General features: G+C 65.8%; 13 protein-coding genes and 1 tRNA gene. All 14 read right to left on the bottom strand.

Features of this window, described 5'->3' with window-relative positions; all coding sequences use genetic code 11:
* Nucleotides 1–569: GTP-binding protein (locus GBZ26_RS16215; RefSeq protein WP_174439716.1), on the bottom strand; the 569-nt coding region annotated here is incomplete at its 3' end.
* 37 nt (nt 570–606) lie between these two features.
* The gene (gene fusA / locus GBZ26_RS16210; RefSeq protein WP_174439715.1) at nt 607–2685 is read right to left on the bottom strand and encodes an elongation factor G; all 2079 of its coding nucleotides are present in this window, start codon (nt 2683–2685) and stop codon (nt 607–609) included.
* Nucleotides 2686–2711: 26 nt separating this feature from the next.
* Nucleotides 2712–3182 (bottom strand): 30S ribosomal protein S7, encoded by a 471-nt coding sequence (gene rpsG / locus GBZ26_RS16205; RefSeq protein WP_014241043.1) that lies wholly within the window; start codon nt 3180–3182, stop codon nt 2712–2714.
* Nucleotides 3183–3194: 12 nt separating this feature from the next.
* Nucleotides 3195–3566: a 30S ribosomal protein S12 gene (gene rpsL, locus GBZ26_RS16200; protein WP_012973201.1), complete on the bottom strand. Its 372-nt coding sequence runs from the start codon at nt 3564–3566 to the stop codon at nt 3195–3197.
* Nucleotides 3567–3885: 319 nt separating this feature from the next.
* Nucleotides 3886–4599 (bottom strand): DJ-1/PfpI family protein, encoded by a 714-nt coding sequence (locus GBZ26_RS16195; protein WP_174439714.1) that lies wholly within the window; start codon nt 4597–4599, stop codon nt 3886–3888.
* Nucleotides 4600–4710: 111 nt separating this feature from the next.
* Complete coding sequence (gene rpoC / locus GBZ26_RS16190; protein WP_174439713.1) at nt 4711–8880, bottom strand: DNA-directed RNA polymerase subunit beta'; 4170 nt, start codon at nt 8878–8880, stop codon at nt 4711–4713.
* Between the two features lie 100 nt (nt 8881–8980).
* Nucleotides 8981–13174 (bottom strand): DNA-directed RNA polymerase subunit beta, encoded by a 4194-nt coding sequence (gene rpoB / locus GBZ26_RS16185; RefSeq protein ID WP_174439712.1) that lies wholly within the window; start codon nt 13172–13174, stop codon nt 8981–8983.
* Between the two features lie 233 nt (nt 13175–13407).
* Entirely contained in the window at nt 13408–13782 is a 375-nt protein-coding gene (rplL, locus tag GBZ26_RS16180) for a 50S ribosomal protein L7/L12 (RefSeq protein WP_035675064.1), read from the bottom strand.
* 57 nt (nt 13783–13839) lie between these two features.
* The gene (rplJ, locus tag GBZ26_RS16175; protein WP_014241049.1) at nt 13840–14358 is read right to left on the bottom strand and encodes a 50S ribosomal protein L10; all 519 of its coding nucleotides are present in this window, start codon (nt 14356–14358) and stop codon (nt 13840–13842) included.
* A 267-nt stretch (nt 14359–14625) separates the two neighbouring features.
* A complete protein-coding gene (rplA, locus tag GBZ26_RS16170) occupies nt 14626–15327 on the bottom strand; it encodes a 50S ribosomal protein L1 (RefSeq protein ID WP_035675066.1) in 702 nt (233 codons plus the stop codon).
* A 4-nt stretch (nt 15328–15331) separates the two neighbouring features.
* The gene (gene rplK, locus GBZ26_RS16165; protein WP_014241051.1) at nt 15332–15766 is read right to left on the bottom strand and encodes a 50S ribosomal protein L11; all 435 of its coding nucleotides are present in this window, start codon (nt 15764–15766) and stop codon (nt 15332–15334) included.
* A 134-nt stretch (nt 15767–15900) separates the two neighbouring features.
* Nucleotides 15901–16431 carry a transcription termination/antitermination protein NusG gene (nusG, locus tag GBZ26_RS16160; RefSeq protein ID WP_014241052.1) on the bottom strand — a complete coding sequence of 177 codons (531 nt, stop codon included), beginning with the start codon at nt 16429–16431 and terminating at the stop codon, nt 15901–15903.
* 5 nt (nt 16432–16436) lie between these two features.
* Entirely contained in the window at nt 16437–16634 is a 198-nt protein-coding gene (secE, locus tag GBZ26_RS16155; RefSeq protein ID WP_035675069.1) for a preprotein translocase subunit SecE, read from the bottom strand.
* Nucleotides 16635–16703: 69 nt separating this feature from the next.
* A tRNA-Trp gene (locus GBZ26_RS16150) sits at nt 16704–16779 on the bottom strand.
* Nucleotides 16780–16883 lie beyond the last annotated feature (104 nt).

Raw genomic sequence — 16883 nt, 5'->3', positions numbered from 1 at the left:
GCGTCACGGCCGATCTCCGGCGAACGGTCCTCCAGAGCGCACAGCGCCGAGCCCTTGACGATCGGAATGTCGTCGCCCGGGAACTGGTAGGAGGACAGCAGCTCGCGCACCTCCATCTCGACCAGCTCGAGCAGCTCCGGATCGTCGACCATGTCGACCTTGTTCATGAACACCACCAGCGCCGGCACGCCGACCTGGCGGGCCAGCAGGATGTGCTCGCGGGTCTGCGGCATCGGGCCGTCGGCGGCCGACACGACCAGGATCGCGCCGTCCATCTGCGCGGCGCCCGTGATCATGTTCTTCACGTAGTCGGCGTGGCCCGGGCAATCGACGTGGGCGTAGTGGCGGTTGGTCGTCTCGTACTCGACGTGGGCGGTCGAGATCGTGATGCCACGCGCCTTCTCTTCCGGCGCCTTGTCGATCTGGTCGTAGGCGGTGAAGGTCGCGCCGCCGCTCTCGGCCAGCACCTTCGTGATCGCCGCCGTCAGCGACGTCTTGCCGTGGTCGACGTGGCCGATCGTGCCGATGTTGCAGTGCGGCTTGTTCCGCTCGAACTTTGCCTTCGCCATGGTGTGTGCTCTCCGTCTCTTTGTCGTTCCAGCGGTTTCAGGCCATCCTGGCGCGGATGGTCTCCGCAATGGTCTGCGGCACCGGCTCGTGGTGGTCGAACTGCATCGTGTACTGCGCGCGTCCCTGGCTTATCGAGCGCAGGGTGTTCACATAACCGAACATCGACGCCAGCGGAACCATCGCCAGGATCGAACGGGCGTTGCCCCTCTGGTCCATGGCGGTGATCTGGCCGCGGCGGCTGTTCAGGTCCCCGATGATGTCGCCCATGTAGTCTTCGGGCGTCACCACCTCAACCCTCATGATCGGCTCCAGAAGCATCGGGCCGGCCTTTTGCATGCCCTCGCGGAAGGCCGCGCGGGTGGCGATCTCGAAGGCGAGCACCGAGGAGTCGACGTCGTGGAAGGCGCCGTCGACCAGCGCCACCTCGAGGTCGATCACCGGGAAGCCGGCGACAACGCCGCTGTGCAGCGACGCCTCCAGCCCCTTCTGCACGCCAGCAATGAACTCCTTGGGCACGGCGCCGCCGACGACCTTGTTCCGGAAGACGAAGCCGCTGCCGGCGGGCAACGGTTCGAAGACCAGCGTGACGCGGGCGTACTGGCCGGTGCCCCCGGTCTGCTTCTTGTGTGTGTAGTCGATCTCGGCGGTCCTGGTGATGGTCTCGCGGTACGCCACCTGCGGCGCGCCGACGTCGGCATCCACCTTGAACTCCCGCTTCATGCGGTCGACGATGATCTCCAGATGCAGTTCGCCCATCCCCTTGATGATCGTCTGACCGCTTTCATGGTCGACGGCCACGCGGAAGGACGGGTCTTCCTGAGCAAGGCGCGACAAGGCCATGCTCATCTTTTCCTGGTCGGCCTTGGATCTCGGCTCGACGGCCACCTCGATGACCGGTTCCGGAAACTCCATCCGTTCCAGGACGATGGGATTGGCGGGATCGCACAGCGTGTCGCCGGTCGTTGTGCTCTTCAGCGCGGTGAAGGCGACAATGTCGCCGGCGTGGGCCTCGTCGATGTCCTCGCGGCTGTTGGCGTGCATCAGCAGCATGCGGCCGATGCGCTCCTTCTCATCCTTGCCGGCATTCAGCACGGCGGTGCCGGAGGCGACGGTGCCGGAATAGACGCGAACGAAGGTCAACGCCCCGACAAAGGGGTCGTTCATGATCTTGAAGGCGAGCGCGGAGAAGGGAGCGGCGTCGTCCGGTGCGCGCTCGTCCGTCTCGGGGCCGCCGACACGGTGTCCTTTGACCGCCCCGACGTCCACGGGGGCCGGCAGATAGTCCACCACGGCGTCCAGCATCGGCTGGATGCCCTTGTTCTTGAAGGCCGATCCGCAGAGGACCGGCACGAAGCGCAGGCCGATGGTGCCCTTGCGGATGCAAGCCTTGAGCGTGTCCGCGGATGGCTCCTGCCCGGACTCGAGATAGGCCTCCATGGCCGCGTCGTCGAGTTCGAGGACGGCGTCGAGCAGCGCCTGACGGTGGCGCGCCGCCGAGTCCTTCAGGGCGTCGGGAATGTCGGTGTGATAGAATTCGGCGCCCAGCGTCTCTTCTTTCCAGACGATGGCGCGCATGGCGACCAGATCGACGACGCCGACGAAGCCGGCCTCGGACCCGATCGGAAGCTGGAGGACGAGCGGAAAGGCGCCGAGCCGTTCCTTCATCATGGCGACGCAGCGGAAGAAGTCCGCGCCGGTGCGATCCAGCTTGTTGACGAAACACATGCGGGGCACGCCGTACTTGTCGGCCTGCCGCCACACGGTCTCGGACTGAGGCTCCACCCCCGCAACGGAGTCGAACACCGCAACCGCACCGTCGAGCACGCGCAAGGACCGTTCGACTTCGATGGTGAAGTCGACGTGCCCAGGCGTGTCGATGATGTTGATGCGGTGGTCGCGCCAGAAGCAGGTCGTGGCCGCGGAGGTGATGGTGATGCCCCGTTCCTGTTCCTGCTCCATCCAATCCATCACCGCGGTGCCCTCGTGCACCTCGCCGATTTTGTACGACTTTCCAGTGTAGTACAAAATCCGCTCGGTGGTCGTGGTCTTCCCGGCATCGATGTGAGCCATGATGCCGATGTTGCGGTAACGGTTCAGGGGATGGGAACGGGGCATGACAAGCACCTGGGCCGGTGGGTGCCTTACCAGCGGTAGTGCGAGAAGGCCTTGTTGGCTTCCGCCATACGATGGGTGTCTTCGCGCTTCTTCACGGCGGTGCCACGCTGGTTGGCGGCATCCAGCAGCTCACCCGACAGACGCTCGGTCATGGTGTTTTCCGAACGGGCGCGGGCGGCGCCGATGAGCCAACGGATGGCCAGGGCCTGGGCGCGGTCCGTGCGGACCTCGACCGGAACCTGGTAGGTGGCGCCACCGACGCGACGCGAGCGCACTTCGAGGTGCGGCTTCACGTTCAGCAGGGCATCGTGGAAGACCTGAACCGGCTCGTTCTTGGTCTTGGCCTCGATGCGGCTGAGGGCGCCGTAGACGATGCGCTCGGCGGCGGACTTCTTGCCGTCCAGCATCAGGCAGTTCATGAACTTGGTCAGGACGCGGTCGCCATACTTGGCGTCCGGCAGGACCTCACGCTTCTCGGCGCGACGACGACGGGACATCGTGAATACTCCTTACTTCGGACGCTTCGCGCCGTACTTCGAACGACGCTGCTTACGGTCCTTCACGCCCTGCGTGTCGAGCGTGCCGCGGATGATGTGGTAGCGAACGCCGGGAAGATCCTTCACACGGCCGCCGCGGATCATAACCACCGAGTGTTCCTGGAGGTTATGGCCTTCACCGGGGATGTAGGAGGTCACTTCGAAGCCGTTCGTCAGGCGAACGCGGGCGACCTTACGCAGAGCCGAGTTCGGCTTCTTCGGCGTGGTCGTGTAGACGCGGGTGCAGACGCCACGCTTCTGCGGGCACGCCTCCATCGCGGGAACCTTATTGCGCGCGGCCAAGGGCTCGCGCGGCTTACGGATCAACTGGTTGATCGTCGGCATATCTGCCTTTCATCCCTTCAGGTCACTCGGCCGGCAGAGCCGGGCCGATTGGAAAATCGCCGGACGTTGCCGGACGATGCAAAAGCCCGCCTGCGAAGCCTGGAGGGCTTCGAGCGGGCCCAATGATCGAACGCCGTCAGATCGGTTCGTAAGGAACCCGTCGTTCGGCTATGTCGCTTGGGTTCAGCCGGATGCCGGGCGGGACGGACAAAAGACCTTCCCGAGGCTCCTTTTGAAGTTCGCGGACTATATGGGTCTGTCATGGACCCGTCAAGCGCGCAGATGACCGTTCGTCATGCGCCTCGACGACGTTTTTCCGTCACTCGGCCCGACCGGCCCGTCGGCGCCGCAACGCCTCCGCACCCGCCGCCACGGCGGCCGCCCGGGCCTCCAGCATCGGGGTCATCCGGGCGAGGAGATCGGCCGTGACCCGCTCCCCCGCCTCAGCCGGCGAGCCGGCGTCGAAGGGCGGCCGGGGGTCGTACTCGATGGACAGTTGGACGAGTTTCGCGGCGTCCTCGCCGAACAGATCGCCGACGATCCGGAGCGCCACGTCGATTCCCGCGGTCACGCCGCCGCCGGTGAACAGCGTTCCGTCCACCACCACGCGCTGGGCCACCGGAATCGCACCGAAGGCCGAAAGGAAATCGCGGGACGCCCAATGCGTGCCCGCCCGCTTCCCGTCCAGCAGGCCAGCGGCGCCCAGAACCAGGGAGCCGGTGCAGATGCCGGCGAGATATCCGGTGCTGCCGGCGCGCTCCTCCAGGAAGGTCAGCACCTCCTCGTCGGTCAAGAGCGCGTTGATGCCGCCACCGCCCGGCACCAGGATCAGGTCGAGCGGCGGCGCCTTGGCCAGAGTGGCGGTGGGAAGGATCGTCAAGCCGGTGTCGGAGCGCACCGGATCGAGCGTCTTCCACAGCAGATGCACCCGGGCGCCGGGCACCCGGGCCAGAACCTCGTAGGGGCCGGTGAGGTCGAGCTGCGTGACGTTGGGAAACAGCAGCAGGCCGAAGCTGGGCGCTTTCTCGGTCATTTCGGACGCTCCGGTGCGTTGAGTGACCGATCGTAACCGCATCGGACGGAACGAGAGAGGGGCGCGTCCCTTGCGGAACGCGCCCCCTGCCCTAGCCTATGCGACGAAGCCTCAGGCCGCGGTGCTTTCGCCCGGATGCGGCAGAGCCGGAGCCTCGCCTTCCTCGCCCTCGCCCAGCGCCAACGCGCGATCCCGCTCGGCGGCGATCTGCTTCAGACGGTTGACGACGGAGCCCGTGCCCGCCGGGATCAGGCGGCCGACGATGACGTTCTCCTTCAGGCCTTCCAGGTTGTCGGTCTTGCCCGACACAGCCGCCTCGGTGAGGACGCGGGTGGTTTCCTGGAACGACGCGGCGGAGATGAAGGACCGGGTCTGCAGCGACGCCTTGGTGATGCCCTGCAGGACCGGGTGTCCGGCGGCGGGCTTCAGCCCCTCGCCGACGGTCTTCTCGTTCTCCTCGTCGAACTCCTGACGGTCCACCTGCTCGCCCACCAGGAAGGTGGTCTCGCCGGCGTCGGTGATCTCGACCTTCTGCAGCATCTGGCGGACGATCACCTCGATGTGCTTGTCGTTGATCTTCACGCCCTGCAGCCGATAGACGTCCTGGATCTCGTTGATGAGGTAGTTGGCCAGAGCCTCCACACCCATCACCGACAGGATGTCGTGCGGCACCGGGTTGCCGTCCATCAGCAGATCGCCGCGTTGGACATAGTCACCCTCCTGCACGGAGATGTGCTTGCCCTTCGGGATCAGGTACTCGCGCTCGTCCCCCGTCTCGTCGTTGCGGACGACGATGCGGCGCTTGGTCTTGTAGTCCTTGCCGAACTCCACGCGGCCGTCGAGGTCCGAGATGATCGCGAAGTCCTTCGGACGGCGCGCCTCGAACAGCTCGGCCACGCGCGGCAGACCGCCCGTGATGTCGCGGGTCTTGGACGATTCACGCGGAATACGCGCCAGCACGTCGCCGGCCCGGACATGGGCACCATTCTCGACCGAGAGGATGGCGTCCACCGACATGAAGTAGCGGGCCTCCAGACCGTTGGCGAGCGTGATGATCTCGCCGCGCTCGTCGCGCAGCGTGATGCGCGGCTTCAGATCCGCACCACGCGGCTGCTGACGCCAGTCCACCACGACCTTGGACGAGATGCCGGTCGCCTCGTCCATCACCTCGCGCATGGAGATGCCTTCCACGAGGTCGACGTAGTGGGCGGTACCCTCGCGCTCGGTGATGATCGGCAGGGTGTAGGGGTCCCACTCGGCCAGCTTCTGGCCGCGCTCGACCTTCACGCCCTCGTCGGCCAGCAGCTTCGCACCGTACGGAACGCGGTGACGCGCCCGCTCGCGGCCCTGCTCGTCGAGCAGGATCACCTCGGTGCTGCGGCCCATGACCACTGGGATGTTGGACGAGTTGATGACGACGTTGCGGTTGTGGATCCGCACCGTGGCATCGAACGCCGCCTCCACCTGGCTCTGCTCAGCACCGCGCTGCGCCGCGCCGCCGATGTGGAACGTGCGCATGGTGAGCTGCGTGCCCGGCTCGCCGATCGACTGGGCGGCGATGACGCCCACCGCCTCGCCGACGTTCACCAGCGTGCCGCGGGCCAGATCGCGGCCGTAGCACTTGGCGCAGACGCCGTCCTTGGTCTCGCAGGTCAGGACCGAGCGGATCATGACGCTGTCGATGCCCGAACGCTCGATGCGGTCCACCGTGGGCTCGTCGATCAGTCCGGCGTTCGGCACGATCAGCTCGCCGTTCAGCGGGTCGATCAGGTCGCCGACCACCGTGCGGCCGAGGATGCGGTCGCCCAGCGGGGAGATGACCTCGCCGCCGTCGATGACGGCCTTGACGGTGATCCCCTTGTCGGTGCCGCAATCCGTCTCGACGATGATGGCGTCCTGGGCCACGTCGACGAGACGACGGGTCAGGTAACCGGAGTTCGCCGTCTTCAAGGCGGTGTCGGCCAGACCCTTGCGGGCGCCGTGGGTGGAGTTGAAGTACTCCAGCACGGTCAGGCCTTCCTTGAAGTTCGAGATGATCGGCGTCTCGATGATCTCGCCCGACGGCTTGGCCATCAGACCGCGCATGCCCGCCAGCTGGCGGATCTGGGCGGCCGAGCCACGCGCACCGGAGTGGGCCATCATGTAGACCGAGTTCACCGGCTTGCCCGGGGCGGTGTCGGAGATGACCTTCATCATCTCCGTCGCCACCTTCTCGGTGCATTCCGACCAGACGTCGACGACCTTGTTGTATTTCTCACCCTGGGTGATCAGGCCGTCGAGATACTGCTGCTCGAACTCCTTGACCCGCTCCTTGCTGTCGTTGACCAGCTTCTTCTTCGCCTCGGGGATGACCATGTCATCCTTGCCGAAGGAGATGCCGGCGCGGCAGGCGTGGCCGAAGCCGAGCTTCATCAGGCGGTCGGCGAAGATCACCGTCTCCTTCTGACCGCAATGGCGGTAGACGGCGTCGATGACGTTGCCGACGTCCTTCTTGGTCAGCAGGCGGTTGATCAGCGAGAAGGGAACCGCCGGGTTGCGCGGCAGGATCTCGGACAGCAGCATGCGACCCGGAGTCGTCTCCACGATGGAGATCTTCTCGTCGCCGTTCTCGTCCACGCCCTTGTAGCGCGCCTTCACCTTGGCGTGCAGCGTCACGACCTTGGCGTCCAGCGCCTGCTCGATCTCGCCGACGTTGGCGAAGGTCATGCCCTCGCCCTTCTCGCCCGGCCGGTCCATCGTGATGTAGTAGAGACCCAGCACGATGTCCTGCGACGGCACGATGATCGGCTTGCCGTTGGCGGGGGACAGGATGTTATTGGTCGACATCATCAGAACGCGCGCTTCCAACTGGGCCTCGAGGCTCAGCGGGACGTGCACGGCCATCTGGTCGCCGTCGAAGTCCGCGTTGAAGGCGGTGCAGACCAGCGGGTGGAGCTGGATCGCCTTGCCTTCGATCAGCGTCGGCTCGAAGGCCTGGATGCCCAGGCGGTGCAGCGTCGGCGCGCGGTTCAGCATCACCGGATGCTCGCGGATGACCTCCTCGAGGATGTCCCACACCTCGGGACGCTCCTTCTCGACCATCCGCTTGGCGGCCTTGATGGTCGAGGCGAGGCCGTACAGCTCCAGCTTCGCGTAGATGAAGGGCTTGAACAGCTCCAGCGCCATCTTCTTCGGCAGGCCGCACTGGTGCAGCTTCAGCTCCGGACCGACCACGATGACCGAACGGCCCGAATAGTCGACGCGCTTGCCGAGGAGGTTCTGACGGAAGCGGCCCTGCTTGCCCTTCAGCATGTCGGACAGCGACTTCAGCGGACGCTTGTTGGCGCCGGTGATGACGCGGCCGCGGCGGCCGTTGTCGAACAGCGCGTCGACGGCCTCCTGCAGCATGCGCTTCTCGTTGCGCACGATGATGTCCGGCGCCTTCAGCTCGATCAGCCGCTTCAGACGGTTGTTGCGGTTGATGACGCGGCGGTACAGGTCGTTCAGGTCGGAGGTGGCGAAGCGGCCGCCGTCCAGCGGGACGAGCGGGCGCAGCTCCGGCGGGATCACCGGAATGACTTCCAGGATCATCCATTCCGGACGCGACTGCGACGACAGGAAGGCGTCGATCAGCTTCAGGCGCTTCACGAGCTTCTTGCGCTTGGCCTCGGACGAGGTGTCCCGCAGCTCCTCGCGGCAGGTCTTCTTCTCCTCCTCCATGTCGAGCGCCGACAGCATGATGCGCAGCGCTTCGGCACCGATCGAGGCGGTGAAGGCGTCCTCGCCGTACTCGTCCTGGGCGGAGACGAATTCCTCCTCGCTGAGAAGCTGGTGGAGCTTCAGCGGGGTCAGGCCCGGCTCGATGACGACGTAGTTTTCGAAATAGAGGATGCGCTCCAGATCCTTCAGCGTCATGTCGAGCAGCAGACCGATGCGGCTCGGCAGGGACTTCAGGAACCAGATGTGAGCGACCGGCGAGGCCAGCTCGATGTGGCCCATGCGCTCGCGCCGGACCTTCGACAGCGTCACCTCGACGCCGCACTTCTCGCAGATGATGCCGCGGTACTTCATGCGCTTGTACTTGCCGCACAAGCACTCGTAGTCCTTGATCGGGCCGAAGATGCGGGCGCAGAACAGGCCGTCGCGCTCAGGCTTGAAAGTGCGATAGTTGATGGTTTCCGGCTTCTTGATCTCGCCGAACGACCAGGACCGGATGCGCTCGGGGCTCGCGATCTGGATGCGGATCTGATCGAAGCTCTGGGGACCCTGGACCTGGCCGAAAATGTTCATCAACTCGTTCATGACCGTCTCCCGCTGGCAGCGCCGCGTTGTCGGTTAAGGGCAGTTCCCGCCGGAAGGGGCCAACATGGCCCCTCCTCCGGCGGGTTCAAGTCTCTTGGGCTCAGTACGACCGCTGGTTCAGCTCGACGTTCAGGCCCAGGGAGCGCAGCTCCTTGACCAGAACGTTGAAGGACTCAGGGATGCCCGCCTCGAAGTTGTCGTCGCCGCGGACGATCGCCTCGTAGACCTTGGTGCGGCCGGACACGTCGTCCGACTTGACCGTGAGCATTTCCTGCAGCGTGTAGGCGGCGCCGTAGGCTTCGAGCGCCCACACTTCCATCTCACCGAACCGCTGTCCGCCGAACTGGGCCTTACCGCCGAGCGGCTGCTGCGTGACCAGCGAGTAGGGACCGATCGAGCGCGCGTGGATCTTGTCGTCCACCAGGTGGTGCAGCTTCAGCATGTAGATGTAGCCGACGGTCACCTTGCGGTCGAAGGCCTCGCCGGTGCGCCCGTCGATCAGGGTGACCTGACCGGAGCGGTCCAGACCCGCCTTCTCGAGCTGCTGACAGATGTCCTCCTCGCGCGCACCGTCGAAGACCGGCGTGGCGAACGGAACGCCCTTGCGCAGGTTGCCGCCCAGCTCCAGCAGCTCGCCTTCGGTCATGTCGGCGATCTGGTCGTCGTAGACCTTCTCGCCGTAGGCCTGCTTCAGAGTGATGCGCAGCCCGTCCATGGTCTGGGCGGCGTCGCCGCGGCCCTTCATGGCGAGGCGGTACTGGTCGATGGCGCGGCCGATCTGCTTGCCGAGACCGGCCGACGCCCAGCCGAGGTGCGTCTCCAGGATCTGACCGATGTTCATGCGCGACGGCACGCCCAGCGGGTTCAGAACCAGATCGACCGGCTGGCCGTCCTCCAGATACGGCATGTCCTCCTGCGGCAGGATGCGGGAGACCACGCCCTTGTTGCCGTGGCGGCCGGCCATCTTGTCGCCCGGCTGCAGCTTGCGCTTCACCGCGACGAAGACCTTGACCATCTTCATCACGCCCGGGGGCAGCTCGTCGCCGCGCTGCAGCTTCTCGACCTTGTTCTCGAAGCGGTTCTGCAGCGCCTGGATCGAGTCGTCGAAGACCTTGCCCAGGCTCTCCACCGTCTCCATCACCTGCTCGTCGGCGATGGAGATCTGGCGCCACTGGCCCTTGGTCAGGTTTGCCAGCTCGGCGTCGGTCAGGACCGTGCCGGCGCGCATGCCCTTCGGGCCGGACTGGGCGGTCTGGCCGAGGATGACCTCCTTCAGGCGGGTGTAGAAGCTGCGCTCCAGGATCGCGCGCTCGTCGTCGCGGTCCTTGGCCAGCTTCTCGATCTCCGCCCGCTCGATGGCGAGCGCGCGCTCGTCCTTGTCGACGCCGCGGCGGCTGAAGACGCGGACCTCGACGATCGTCCCGGCGACGCCCGGCGGCAGGCGCAGCGAGGTGTCGCGGACGTCGGACGCCTTCTCACCGAAGATGGCGCGCAGCAGCTTCTCTTCCGGGGTCATCGGGCTTTCGCCCTTCGGCGTCACCTTGCCGACCAGGATGTCGCCCGGACGGACCTCGGCGCCGATGTAGACGATGCCGGCCTCGTCGAGGTTCTTGAGGGCTTCCTCACCGACGTTCGGAATGTCGCGGGTGATTTCCTCCTGGCCCAGCTTGGTGTCGCGGGCCATGACCTCGAACTCCTCGATGTGGATCGAGGTGAAGACGTCGTCCTTGACGATGCGCTCGTTGATGAGGATCGAGTCCTCGAAGTTGTAGCCGTTCCACGGCATGAAGGCGACGAGCACGTTGCGGCCCAGCGCCAGCTCGCCCAGTTCCGTCGAGGGGCCGTCGGCGATGATGTCGCCGGCCGCCACGCGGTCGCCCACCTTCACCAGCGGGCGCTGGGTGATGCAGGTGTTCTGGTTGGAACGCTGGAACTTCAGCAGGTTGTAGATGTCCACGCCCGGTGCCGTGGCGTCGGACGAATCGGTCGCCCGGACCACGATGCGGGTCGCGTCGATCTGGTCGACGATGCCCTTGCGCTTGGCGACGATGGTCACGCCGCTGTCGCGGGCCACCGTGGCCTCCATGCCCGTCCCGACCAGCGGCGCGTCGGCCTTGACCAGCGGCACCGCCTGACGCTGCATGTTCGAGCCCATCAGCGCGCGGTTCGCGTCGTCGTTCTCCAGGAACGGGATCAGCGCCGCGGCGACGGAGACGAGCTGCTTCGGCGACACGTCGATCAGGTCGATGGCCTCCGGACGGAACATCAGGTACTCGCCGCCCTGCCGGCACGACACGAGGTCGGCGGCGAAGCGGTTGTCCGCGTCCAGCTCGGCGTTCGCCTGGGCGACGACGTAGCGGCCCTCCTCCATGGCGGAGAGGTAGACCACCTCGTCGGTGACGATGCTGTCGCGCACCTTACGGTACGGGCTCTCGATGAAGCCGTACTGGTTCACGCGGGCGTAGGTCGCCAGCGAGTTGATCAGACCGATGTTCGGGCCTTCGGGGGTCTCAATCGGACAGATGCGGCCGTAGTGCGTCGGGTGCACGTCGCGCACCTCGAAGCCAGCGCGCTCGCGGGTCAGACCGCCCGGGCCGAGGGCCGAGAGACGACGCTTGTGCGTGATCTCGGACAGCGGGTTGGTCTGGTCCATGAACTGCGAGAGCTGCGAGGAGCCGAAGAACTCGCGCACCGCCGCCGCCGCCGGCTTGGCGTTGATCAGGTCGTGCGGCATGACCGTGTCGATCTCGACCGAGCTCATGCGCTCGCGGATCGCACGCTCCATGCGCAGCAGGCCGACGCGGTACTGGTTCTCCATCAGCTCGCCGACCGAGCGGACGCGGCGGTTGCCGAGATGGTCAATGTCGTCGATCTCGCCGCGGCCGTCCTTCAGGTTCACCAGGACCTTGAGGATCGACATGATGTCCTGCTTGCGCAGGACGCGGACGCTGTCGTCAGTCTGGAAGTTCAGGCGCGCGTTCATCTTGACGCGGCCCACCGCCGACAGGTCGTAGCGCTCGCTGTCGAAGAACAGGCCGGCGAACAGCGCCTCGGCCGACTCCAGGGTCGGCGGCTCGCCCGGACGCATGACGCGGTAGATGTCGATCAGCGCGTCCTCGCGGGACGCGTTGCGGTCGGCCGCCATGGTGTTGCGGATGTAGGCGCCGACGTTCAGATGGTCGATCGCCAGCACCGGCAACTCGTCGACGCCGGCCTTCTCCAGCTTGTCGAGGTCGCTGGCCGACAGCTCGTCACCGGCTTCGAACAGGACTTCGCCGGTCCGCTCGTTGATGATGTCGACGGCGAGGTAGCGGCCGGTCAGCTCCTCGGTGGAGACGAGCTGCTCGGTGAGGCCGCCCTCGACCAGCTTCTTGATCAGGCGCGGCGTCATCTTGGTGCCGGCCTCGGCGACGACCTGCCCGGAGGTCGCGTCGACCAGGTCGGAGGCGACCTTCACGCCCTTCATGCGGTCGGCGTTGAAGGGGGTCTTCCAGCCGCCCGACGCGCGGGTGTAGGTGATGGTGTCGTAGAAGAAATTGAGGATTTCTTCCTTCGCCATGCCCTGCGCCTCGTAGGGCAGCAGATCCTTCTTCTGCGCCTTCCGCTCGGCGCGCAGCGCCTCGGTCTCCGCGCCGTCCAAGGCGAACAGCAGCGTGGTGGCCGGCAGCTTGCGGCGGCGGTCGATGCGCACGTAGACGAGGTCCTTGGCGTCGAACTCGAAGTCCAGCCAGGAACCACGGTAGGGGATCACGCGGGCGGCGAAGAGATACTTGCCCGACGAGTGGGTCTTGCCCTTGTCATGGTCGAAGAAGACGCCCGGGCTGCGGTGCATCTGGGAGACGATGACGCGCTCGGTGCCGTTGATGATGAAGGTGCCGTTGGCCGTCATCAGGGGCATGTCGCCCATGTAGACGTCCTGCTCCTTGATGTCGCGGATCGAGCGCAGGCCCGTGTCCTCTTCCACGTCGAAGACGGAGAGGCGCAGGGTCACCTTCAGAGGGGCGGCGAAGGTCATGCCGCGCTGCTGGCACTCCTCGACGTCATACTTCGGCTGCTCAAGCTCGTACTTCACGAAGTCGAGGACGGCGCGGTCGGAGAAGTCCTTGATCGGGAACACCGACCGGAACACCTCCTGCAGACCCAGATTGGCCCGCTTCTCCGGCGGGACGTCCATTTGCAGGAAGTGGTCGTAGGAGCTGCGCTGCACCTCGATGAGGTTGGGCATCTGGGTGACTTCCGGGATGCGCCCGAAGCTCTTCCGAACACGCTTTCGACCCGTAAAGGATTTGGCCATGGATGTCCCCAAACGTCAGAATCGTGAGTACGCTCGACCAGAAGCACGCGAACCAGGGTGCTCGCCGCGACGCGGCGATGATCGCGCGGCCCGCCCCTTATGCAGGGACGGAAAGAGCCGGACCGAGAAACCCGGTCCGGTGGAAGGCAGAAAACGCCGTGCGGCGGCAGGCCCCCTCGGGGACCAGCCGCCGTCCGGCGTGGATATGTCTTATCCGTCGCAGCAAGACGGTCTTACTTAATATCGACCTTGGCGCCGGCCTCTTCAAGCTGCTTCTTGATCTTGGCGGCCTCGTCCTTCGACACGGCCTCCTTGACCGGCTTCGGGGCACCTTCGACCAGGTCCTTGGCTTCCTTGAGGCCCAGGCCGGTGATGGCGCGGACTTCCTTGATCACGTTGATCTTCTTGTCGCCGGCGTCGGCGAGGATCACGTTGAACTCGGTCTGCTCTTCGACCGGGGCGGCGGCGGCGGCCGGACCGGCGGCGGCAACGGCCACCGGAGCGGCGGCGGAGACGCCCCACTTCTCTTCCAGCAGCTTCGACAGCTCGGCGGCCTCGATGACGGTCAGGGCCGAGAGATCGTCGACCAGCTTCTGCAGATCAGCCATTTTGATGCTCCAACAACTCGATGTTCTGGGATGGGTAGACAGCTAGACGGGTGCGGCTCAGGCCGCCTCGTCCTTCTTCGCGTAGGCCGCCAGCACGCGGGCGACCTGGCCGCCCGGAGCCTGGAGAACGCCGGCGATGCGGGTCGCCGGAGTCTGGATCATGCCCACGAGCTTGGCGCGCAGTTCGTCCAGCGACGGGAGCGTGGCGAGAGCCTTCACTCCCTCCGCGTCGAGGATCTGGTCGCCGAGAGCGGCACCGACGATCTTCAGCTTCTCGTTGGTCTTCGCGTAGTCGGCCACCACCTTGGCGGCCGCGACGGGATCCTTCGAGTAGGCGATCGCGGTCGGTCCCTTGAAGAGACCGTCCAGACCTTCAAACTGCGTGCCCTGAAGGGCGCGGCGGGCGAGCCGGTTCTTCGTCACCTTGAAGCTCGCGCCCGCGGCCCGAATCTTGCCACGCAGGTCGGTGACTTCCGCCACCGTGAGGCCGAGATGGTGGGTGACCACCACCAGGCCCGTTTCCTGGAGCTTCGACTGCAGGTCCGCGATCGTCGCTTCTTTTTGTGTACGATCCACGGATCGCCTCCTTGCACAGAGGTTTACAAGGGACCCCTTCCCTTTCGGTGGGGAGCCCCGGCGAACCTGTCCCAGAAGTTCGAGCCGTTCCTGAACCGCGGGCAAGCCCGCGTGGTTAACGGTTCAACTCCTGTCTGCTCTGGCGGGTTTAAGCCGTTGCCTCCGGAGAGACGCGGGCACCAGCGGTCTTGGACAGGGTGGGCATCCCCGCAGGGACACCCGATCGCCGCCGGCTCCCGAGGGAACCGGCGGCGAAACTCAGGTCACTCAGGCCGTGGCGGCCAGAGTGGACAGATCCAGCTTCAGGCCCGGGCCCATCGTCGAGGACAGGGAGACCTTCAGCAGGTACTGGCCCTTGGCACCGGTCGGCTTGGCACGGGTGATGGCATCCACGAAGGCGCGGATGTTCTGCACCAGGGCCTCTTCCGAGAAGCTGGCCTTGCCGACGCCGGCGTGCACGATGCCGGTCTTCTCGGCGCGGAACTCCACGGCGCCGGCCTTGGCGGCCTTGACGGCGCCGGCCACGTCGGGGGTCACGGTGCCGAGCTTCGGGTTCGGCATCAGGCCGCGCGGGCCGAGAACCTTACCGAGCTTGCCGACGACGCCCATCATGTCCGGGGACGCGATGCAGCGGTCGAAGTCGATGTTGCCGGCCAGGATCTTCTCGGCCAGATCGTCGGCGCCGACGATGTCCGCGCCGGCGGCCAGGGCGTCGTCCGCCTTGGTGCCCTTGGCGAACACGGCGACGCGCACGGTCTTGCCGGTGCCGTTCGGCAGGTTCACCACGCCGCGGACCATCTGGTCGGCGTGACGCGGATCGATGCCCAGGTTCATGGCGATTTCGATGGTCTCATCGAACTTCGCCTTGGGCAGGCCCTTGATCAGGGAGACGGCGCCTTCCAGCGAGTAGAGCGCCTCGCGGTCGACCTTCTTGTAGGAATCGGTCAGTCGCTTGCCGAGCTTCGCCATGGGATCAGCCCTCCACCACTTCGAGGCCCATCGAGCGGGCGGAACCAGCGATCATGCTCGCGGCCGCTTCGACGTCGTGGGCGTTCAGGTCCTTCATCTTCTTCTCGGCGATGTCACGAATCTGGGTCTTCGTGATCTTGCCGGCGAAAGCGCCCTTGCCGGTGGTCTGCGAACCCTTGTCGATGCCAGCGGCCTTCTTCAGGAAGTAGCTGACCGGCGGGGTCTTCGTGACGAAGGTGAAGGTACGGTCGCCGTAGGCGGTGATGACCACCGGGATCGGCATGCCGACTTCCAGGTCCTGCGTCTTGGCGTTGAACGCCTTGCAGAACTCCATGATGTTCAGGCCGCGCTGACCGAGCGCCGGGCCGATGGGCGGCGACGGATTCGCCTTGCCGGCCGGAACCTGCAGCTTGATGAAGCCGACGATTTTCTTTGCCATGTCACAACCTCCAGATACGACGCCTCGATACGCTGTCCGGCGTCGCGGGGCTTTGCGGTGCGGCTATGGCGGGCCTTCCGCAGCAGAAAGGAGCACGTGACTGTTCATCACGTGCCCCGGGAAAACGGTTGGTCTCAGACCTTCTCGACCTGGGTGTATTCCAGCTCGACCGGGGTGGAGCGGCCGAAGATCGACACCGCCACCTTGAGGCGGGCCTTCTCCTCGTCGACTTCCTCGACGGTGCCGTTGAAGGAGGTGAAGGGGCCGTCGCTCACACGAACCTGCTCGCCCACCTCGAAGGTGATCGAGGGCTTGGGGCGCTCAAAGCCTTCCTGCACCTGATGAATGATCCGCTCGGCTTCGCGCTGGCTGATCGGCTGCGGCTTGCCGCCGCCGCCCAGGAAGCCGGTGACCTTCGGCGTGTTCTTCACGAGATGCCAGGACTCGTCCGTCAAATCCATCTTGATGAGGACGTAGCCGGGGAAGAACTTCCGCTCGGTGTTGATCTTGGAACCCCGGCGCACCTCGACCACTTCCTCGGTCGGCACCAGGATCTCTTCGAACTTGTCTTCCAGACCCTTCTGAGCCGCCTTCTCGCGGATGGCCTGGGAAACCTTCTTTTCGAAGCCCGAATAGACGTGAACGACGTACCAGCGCGCGGCCATGGCGATCAGGCTCCCAGCCCAAGGATCATACGGACGGCGAAGGCCAGCACCTGATCCACGACGAGGAAGAACAGCGAAGCCAGCACCACCATGACGAACACCATGGCGGTCGTCACGCCGGTTTCCTTGCGGGTCGGCCAGGTGACCTTGGCCACCTCGCGGCGGACGTCGCGCGCGAATTCTGCGGGGTTCACTTTAGCCATCGTAGACCGTGCGGGCTCCGGTGCGACGTGTAGGGCGCGGTCAGCGGCCCGTTCTGGTTCGGTACGGCGTGGCAGGAGTGGAGGGGCTCGAACCCCCAGCCCCCGGTTTTGGAGACCGGTGCTCTACCAATTGAGCTACACTCCTATCGCCGCCGGCACTAACCCCCGGGGGGGGACGGGCCTTTAGCGTCTAGCCGCGGGGCGCGTCAGCCTTTTTATCCCGCCGCGCCTCGCTGACGGGCGGCAGCG

It is taken from the genome of Azospirillum formosense, from assembly GCF_013340925.1.
In the GTDB taxonomy this organism is placed as follows: domain Bacteria; phylum Pseudomonadota; class Alphaproteobacteria; order Azospirillales; family Azospirillaceae; genus Azospirillum; species Azospirillum formosense.
This window is presented reverse-complemented; position numbering and strand designations above follow the sequence as displayed.